Annotated in this window: 6 protein-coding genes; 4 read left to right on the top strand and 2 right to left on the bottom strand. The window is 42.0% G+C overall.

The annotated features are described in order from the left end of the window. Positions 1–258 precede the first annotated feature (258 nt). The gene (gene hemE, locus H5154_RS22145) at positions 259–1,323 is read left to right on the top strand and encodes a uroporphyrinogen decarboxylase (RefSeq protein ID WP_149980407.1); all 1,065 of its coding nucleotides are present in this window, start codon (positions 259–261) and stop codon (positions 1,321–1,323) included. Positions 1,324–1,408: 85 nt separating this feature from the next. On the opposite strand, the gene sthA is transcribed toward hemE, so the two are convergent. Next, positions 1,409–2,836, bottom strand: coding sequence for a Si-specific NAD(P)(+) transhydrogenase (gene sthA, locus H5154_RS22140; protein WP_145242412.1), 1,428 nt, complete (start codon positions 2,834–2,836; stop codon positions 1,409–1,411). A 13-nt stretch (positions 2,837–2,849) separates the two neighbouring features. Beyond that, positions 2,850–3,983, bottom strand: coding sequence for a fatty acid desaturase (locus H5154_RS22135; RefSeq protein WP_145242414.1), 1,134 nt, complete (start codon positions 3,981–3,983; stop codon positions 2,850–2,852). A 126-nt stretch (positions 3,984–4,109) separates the two neighbouring features. Here H5154_RS22135 and fabR point away from each other — a divergent pair, with 126 nt between their 5' ends. The 3 genes from fabR to H5154_RS22120 all read left to right on the top strand — a co-directional run. Further along, complete coding sequence (gene fabR, locus H5154_RS22130) at positions 4,110–4,733, top strand: HTH-type transcriptional repressor FabR (protein ID WP_182719645.1); 624 nt, start codon at positions 4,110–4,112, stop codon at positions 4,731–4,733. Between the two features lie 122 nt (positions 4,734–4,855). Continuing rightward, positions 4,856–6,034, top strand: coding sequence for a hypothetical protein (locus H5154_RS22125; RefSeq protein WP_259398589.1), 1,179 nt, complete (start codon positions 4,856–4,858; stop codon positions 6,032–6,034). A gap of 49 nt (positions 6,035–6,083) precedes the next feature. Then, positions 6,084–6,412: LysM peptidoglycan-binding domain-containing protein (locus H5154_RS22120; protein ID WP_182719643.1), on the top strand; the 329-nt coding region annotated here is incomplete at its 3' end.

The raw sequence follows: 6,412 nt of genomic DNA, 5'->3' as shown, positions 1-6,412 counted from the left end.
GTAATTTTTATTGTTTTTATTGTTTTTATTGTTAACGCGGGACAAGTTATACCAAGGTTTTTACTATGTTGCAAACATATTAATAAAAAATTTCAAATGTTATTGTTTGTTGTATTAATTTTGTACCAAGCAAGCATCTTAAAATAGATTATTAATCTGTATCAATACTAAGGTTAATTAGTGCCATAGCGATAGAGAGGTGTGCGATATGGTGATACAATCTGCGCAATATCTATCAGCTTTAGGATCCTTTACGCTATGAGCGAATTAAAAAACGACCGTTATTTACGTGCACTACAAAAACAGCCAGTTGATGTGACTCCGGTATGGATGATGCGCCAAGCAGGGCGTTACTTACCAGAATACCGCGCAACTCGTGCACAAGCGGGCGATTTTATGAGCCTGTGTAAAAATGCTGAGCTCGCTTGTGAAGTAACATTACAGCCGCTGCGTCGTTACCCATTAGATGCCGCTATTTTATTTAGTGATATTTTAACGATTCCAGATGCGATGGGCTTAGGTTTGTATTTTGAAACCGGTGAAGGTCCTAAATTTGAGCGTCCAATTTCATCACTTGCTGATGTACAAAAAATTCCAAAGCTCGATCCAACAGATGAGCTTGGTTATGTTATGAATGCCGTAAGCACGATCCGTCGTGAACTAAAAGGCGAAGTACCGCTAATTGGTTTCTCGGGTTCACCTTGGACACTTGCTACTTATATGGTTGAAGGCGGGAGCAGCAAGACCTTTGGTAAAATCAAAAAAATGGCGTTTGCTGAGCCAAAAACACTGCATTTGTTACTTGATAAGCTTGCTGATTCAGTGATCGATTATTTAAATGCACAAATTAAAGCCGGTGCGCAGTCTCTAATGGTGTTTGACTCATGGGGCGGTGTATTGAGCCCGCGTGATTATAAAGAGTTCTCATTGCAGTACATGCACAAAATCGTTGATGGTTTAATTCGTGAATACGATGGCCGCAAAGTGCCCGTTACGTTATTTACTAAAAATGGCGGTCAATGGATTGAAGCGATAGCAGCAACGGGTTGTGATGCAATTGGTCTCGATTGGACAATTAATATTAGCGATGCTAAGCGCCGTGTCGGCGACAAAGTAGCTCTGCAAGGTAATATGGATCCATCAATGTTACATGGCACACCAGATCGTATTCGCCAAGAAGTAGCGACTATCCTTGAAGATTTTGGCACAGGTGAAGGTCATGTATTTAACTTAGGCCATGGTATTACGCCTGATGTTGATCCTGAAAACGCGGGTGTATTTATTAATGCCGTACATGAGTTTAGTGCGCAATATCATAAGTAACTGCAGCTGTAACAAACACTGTCATTTATAATCAAAAAAGCCCGCTTATCAGTAAGCGGGCTTTTTATTAGCTGTCTCAACGTGTTTATTTAAACAGTCGATTCAAACCATTTAACGCCGCAACACGATAGGCTTCAGCCATAGTTGGGTAGTTAAAGGTGGTATTTACAAAGTAATCAATATTATTGCCGCCATTTTTTTGTTCCATAATGGCTTGGCCAATGTGCACGATTTCAGAGGCACGCTCGCCAAAACAATGCACACCCAGTACTTCTTTGGTTTCAGTGTGGAATAATATTTTTAAACTACCCACTTCGGTACCAGCAATCTGTGCTCGCGCTAAATGTTTAAATTGAGCTCTGCCGACTTCATAAGGGATTTTCGCGGCGGTTAACTGCTGCTCTGTTTTACCTACTGAGCTCATTTCAGGGATGGTATAAATACCTGCCGGAATATCAATAATTAGTTTTTCATCGCAATTACCACAGGCAATTGCATCAGCAGCAATTCGACCCTGATCAAACGCTGCACTAGCAAGACTTGGGTAGCCAATGACATCACCAACGGCATAAATGTTATCGACCTCGGTTTGGTAAGTTTCATTAACTTTTAACTGCCCGCGGCCATCAGCTTTTAAGCCAACCGCTTCAAGGTTAAGCCCGTCAGTGTTGCCGGTGCGACCATTGGCAAATAAAATACAGTCAGCTTTAACGCGTTTTCCTGATTTTAAATGCATAACAACGCAATCATCACGGGTTTCAATGCGGTCAAACTCTTCGTTATGGCGGATCACAATGCCGCTATTCCAAAAGTGATAGCTTAAAGCATCTGAGATTTCAGCATCCATAAAGGCGAGTAAGCGGTCGCGAGTATTAACTAAATCGACTTTTGCACCTAAACCTTTAAAAATAGACGCATACTCACAACCAATGACACCAGCGCCGTAAATAAGCACACGATGAGGGTCATGCTCTAGGCCTAAAATAGTATCGCTGTCGTAAATACGAGAATGGGTAAAGTCGACTTCAGGTGGGCGATAAGGGCGAGAACCTGTAGCAATAACAATGGTTTTAGCAGTTAGTCGTTCGGTTGACCCATCAAGACGTTTAATTTCAATTGTGTGCTTATCAACAAAGCTAGCATCACCTTGAAACATATGAATGCGATTACGATCGTAAAAGCTACTGCGTAAATTTGATTGCTTAGAAATAACCGAGCTGGCGTGGCGCAAAATATCAGGAAACGTTAACCTACTAGGGCGCTCACCCACATTAAACAATGGGTTTGCTTTGTATTCTATGTAGCGGCTAACAGAGTGACGTAGTGCTTTTGAAGGGATAGTACCCCAATGTACGCAACCACCACCAACGGCAGCTTGGCGTTCGATAACGGCCACTTTTTTGTTGCTTTTAGACAGGTTCATGGCGGTACCTTCACCGCCAGGACCTGTGCCTATAATAATTGCATCATATTGAAATGATGGTTGTTCTTGCTTTACTTGTTGTTTGGCCACAGCCACTCCTACATTAACTAAAAGAGGCTTTTAATAACCTCGCATTGAGTGCAAGCCACGCCTGCTTTTGATTTTCCCAGGCTGCTTCCAACTCATGATATTGTGTCATTAAAGCTGATTTTTCGCATTGTTGCAGCATGTTATTCTTTTTAACTTCTAAAACTTGCTTTTTTAGTGCGCAAAAGTGTTGTAGCTTTTTCAGCAATAAATCGTACTCTTGCTGCAATAATGTAAGCTTATCTTGCGCTAAAGGCAATTTCGCTAAACGGTTTTGCGTTCTATTCATTAACGTTTCGGCTTTGGCTTTTTCGATGCGCTCAACCGGCGTACGTTTTAATTTTTTAGCAAGTCCAACAGCCGCAAAAGCGCGGATCATCCATTTTGTGGGATCATAATGAAACCATTTTATGCCATTGCGATAATCACTGGCAAAAATATGATGAAAGTTATGGTAACCCTCGCCATAAGTAAACAAGGCTAGTACCCCGTTATCACGAGCAGTGTTTTTTTCGGTGTAAGGTCGAGAGCCCCAGATATGCGCCACCGAATTAATAAAAAAGGTGAAATGCTGGCTCAATACCAAACGCAACAATCCAGCTAACAACAGCATGCCAATTACATCACCAATTATTAAACCCAGCAGGGCAGGGATACCAATATTAGTTGCTAATACTAATTTCATATAATGACGGTGTTGCCACATCACTATTTTATTGCGTTGTAAATCACGACAATTACTATAATCACCATAACTGTCGCCTTGGTAATCGCGTAACATCCAACCTATGTGGCTATACCAAAAGCCATTAGTTGCTGCATAAGGGTCTTTTACAGGATCATCAACTTGGCCATGATGAACGCGGTGATCGCTGCTCCAGTGCAGCGCACTATTTTGTAGTGCAAAAGCACCACCTAGAGCAAAAAAGGCTTCTACAACAGGATGAGCGTCGTAAGTTTTATGGGCCCATAAGCGATGGTAGCCTGCGGTAATTGACATACCAGCATAAAACATACAAGCAACAAATGCGATCCAATGACTACTGGTAAAGCCATGGGTAAACCCATACCAAGGCACTAATGTGGCAGCAGCCAAAAAAGTAATACTAAAAAATAGGACATTGGTCCAAATAATCGGTGGTTTTTTCATCTTTTCAAATCTGAGCGTACACTTGTAAGCTAAAATAATATTTCATTCTCTTGCCGTCAAGTATTAGACTGGAGAATTAAGATAAAAATCACCATAAATTGATTTAAATTAAATCAGGAGTAGTTCATGTCGGGTGTTCGCGCGCAACAGAAACAAAAAACACGACAAGCTTTAATTGAAGCGGCATTTAACCAATTAAGCGCCGATCATAGCTTTTCTAATTTAAGTTTACGTGAAGTTGCCCGTGAAGCAGGTATAGCACCAACCTCATTTTACCGCCACTTTAAAGACATGAATGAACTGGGTTTAACCATGGTCGATGAAGCCGGTTTAACGCTGCGCCAGCTAATGCGCCAAGCGCGCCGCCGTATAGCCAGTGGCGGTAGCATTATCACCACCTCGATTGTTACTTTTATGGAGTTTATTGATAACTCCAGTAATCAATTCAGATTATTACTGCGTGAACGCTCCGGCACCTCTAAAGCATTTCGTGCCGCTGTAGCCCGTGAAATTAAACACTTTATTTTAGAGCTTGCTCATTATCTTGAAAGCGAAACCCCGTGCGATGCAACTCATGCGTATATTCAAGCAGAGGCTATGGTCACGCTAGTATTTAATGCCGGTGCTGAAGCATTAGACATAGAAGGGCAACAACGAGAAGAGTTAGTCGAGCGTTTAATTTGGCAATTACGCTACATTACTCGTGGCGCTAGTAATTATGTGCGAGAGAATAAAAACACAAGTGAATAATAACACAAGTGAATAATCAGCATAAATGCTTGTAGATTTTTTGTTCCTACTTCTTTATTATTGCAAGCTAAAGTTTATACTTAAAAAATTAAATCTCTGCATTAGAGAAAGCGAGGATGCACATGCTCACCAAGGACGCGGTGAACTTTCAACACGCCCATATTTTTGATGAAATAAAAGATGAAGCAACCGAACCTGTTGTAACGTTTGCGTACGTCAGGCGAGCTGAATTCTTTTTATTACCGAAAAAACTACAACGGCTTATTCAAGATAATCAGTATGGTGTAATTGATAAACGCCAAGCCGCACGGCTACGTGATGATCCCCGCAGCCAATTTTGGGCAAATGAAAAAACATGGCGAAAAGTCAGCTACAACACCTATAGAAATACCGCGCAAGGCTTAGCTGTTTATCCAAAAGATCCTGTGAGTACCACTAAGTTTTCGTCATCCGGTGGAGCTAATGCCGCACCTGATTATTCGGCTTCGGAGCATTTTTTAAGTGACTCCAACCAAGCAAACTTCTTAGCAAATCCAGCGCTACTCAATAGCCAGTATGGAGAAGGCCAAGCAAAGTATATTGCGCAATCAATGCAGCAAAATAGCCGTGCTTTAAAGCCAACAGTTGTTGAAGTTCACTTACCCGCAGTATGTATATATAAGCCTATTTTGCAAAGTACTGTATTGCTAAAAGCGTCGCATCAAGTTAGGCAAAATTTTTCAAACCATCTTTTACAAGCAAGCGAAACCGTAGAGCAGCTCGCCGAGCAATATACCGGCTATAAAAATGCCAATTTGATTTACGACTACAACCTAGGCTTTAGTAATCGCAAACCAGCCAAACCCGGCACTAGCTTACGCGTGCCCGATGGATGGAAGCTCAATATTGAAGGCTCAAGCAGCAACAGCCGCAGCGTGGTTATTAAGTGGCAAGGGCCAACCAGCGGGCAAGTAACCTTACAACTCGATAAAAAACGCCCTGACGAAGTCTCATTTTGGCAGCATTTTTTTGCTGTAAAGCCCGGACTTTATAACGTTATTGTCACTGCCAGCGGCGCAGTAGATACCACTACCTTTACCGTTGAACAGCCCGCGTTAGGCTACGAAATTGAATTGCGTGATGAAGCCGGCGAGCCGCAAGCGAATATGGGGTACAAAATTCGCTTACGTAACGGCCATGTTATCACCGGACAGCTCGATCAAAACGGCTACGCCAACGTATCAGGCCCTGATTTTGAAAACGCCAAAGTCAGCTTTTTTGCACTCGCCGATCACGATTGGTCAGTAGGCAACATCACCTAAACGTAGACTTGCTCTGGCGATATTTATATTTAGGGATAAGGATATTTCAATGACACAACAACACACCGTCGCACAAGGCGAAACACTGCTACGCATAGCACGCCAATATGGTTATAAAACCTCAACCGCCTTGTATAACCACCCAAGCAATGCTGAGTTTAGAGCGCTGCGCCCTGATCCAAACTTAATTTACCCGGGCGATAAAATTACCATACCACCTAAAAAAGAAAAGTTTATGCCACTGCGCGCTAACAGCCTAAATACGTTTGTTGTACAAAACGAAAAAGAATATTTTCGCCTGCAAATAATTCATGAAGATGGTGATGACATCACTGGCAAACGTATTGTACTCAACATAGGCAGCCAAACTATCGATAC

It is taken from the genome of Pseudoalteromonas sp. SR44-5 (genome assembly GCF_014163675.1).
In the GTDB taxonomy this organism is placed as follows: Bacteria; Pseudomonadota; Gammaproteobacteria; order Enterobacterales; family Alteromonadaceae; genus Pseudoalteromonas; species Pseudoalteromonas rhizosphaerae.
This window is presented reverse-complemented; position numbering and strand designations above follow the sequence as displayed.

What these genes read in the sequence shown, in the direction of transcription:
- hemE (WP_149980407.1), top strand. Translation starts at nt 259, where the DNA reads ATGAGCGAATTAAAAAACGACCGTTATTTACGTGCACTACAAAAACAG.
- H5154_RS22135 (WP_145242414.1), bottom strand. Translation starts at nt 3,983, where the DNA reads ATGAAAAAACCACCGATTATTTGGACCAATGTCCTATTTTTTAGTATT.
- fabR (WP_182719645.1), top strand. Translation starts at nt 4,110, where the DNA reads ATGTCGGGTGTTCGCGCGCAACAGAAACAAAAAACACGACAAGCTTTA.
- H5154_RS22125 (WP_259398589.1), top strand. Translation starts at nt 4,856, where the DNA reads ATGCTCACCAAGGACGCGGTGAACTTTCAACACGCCCATATTTTTGAT.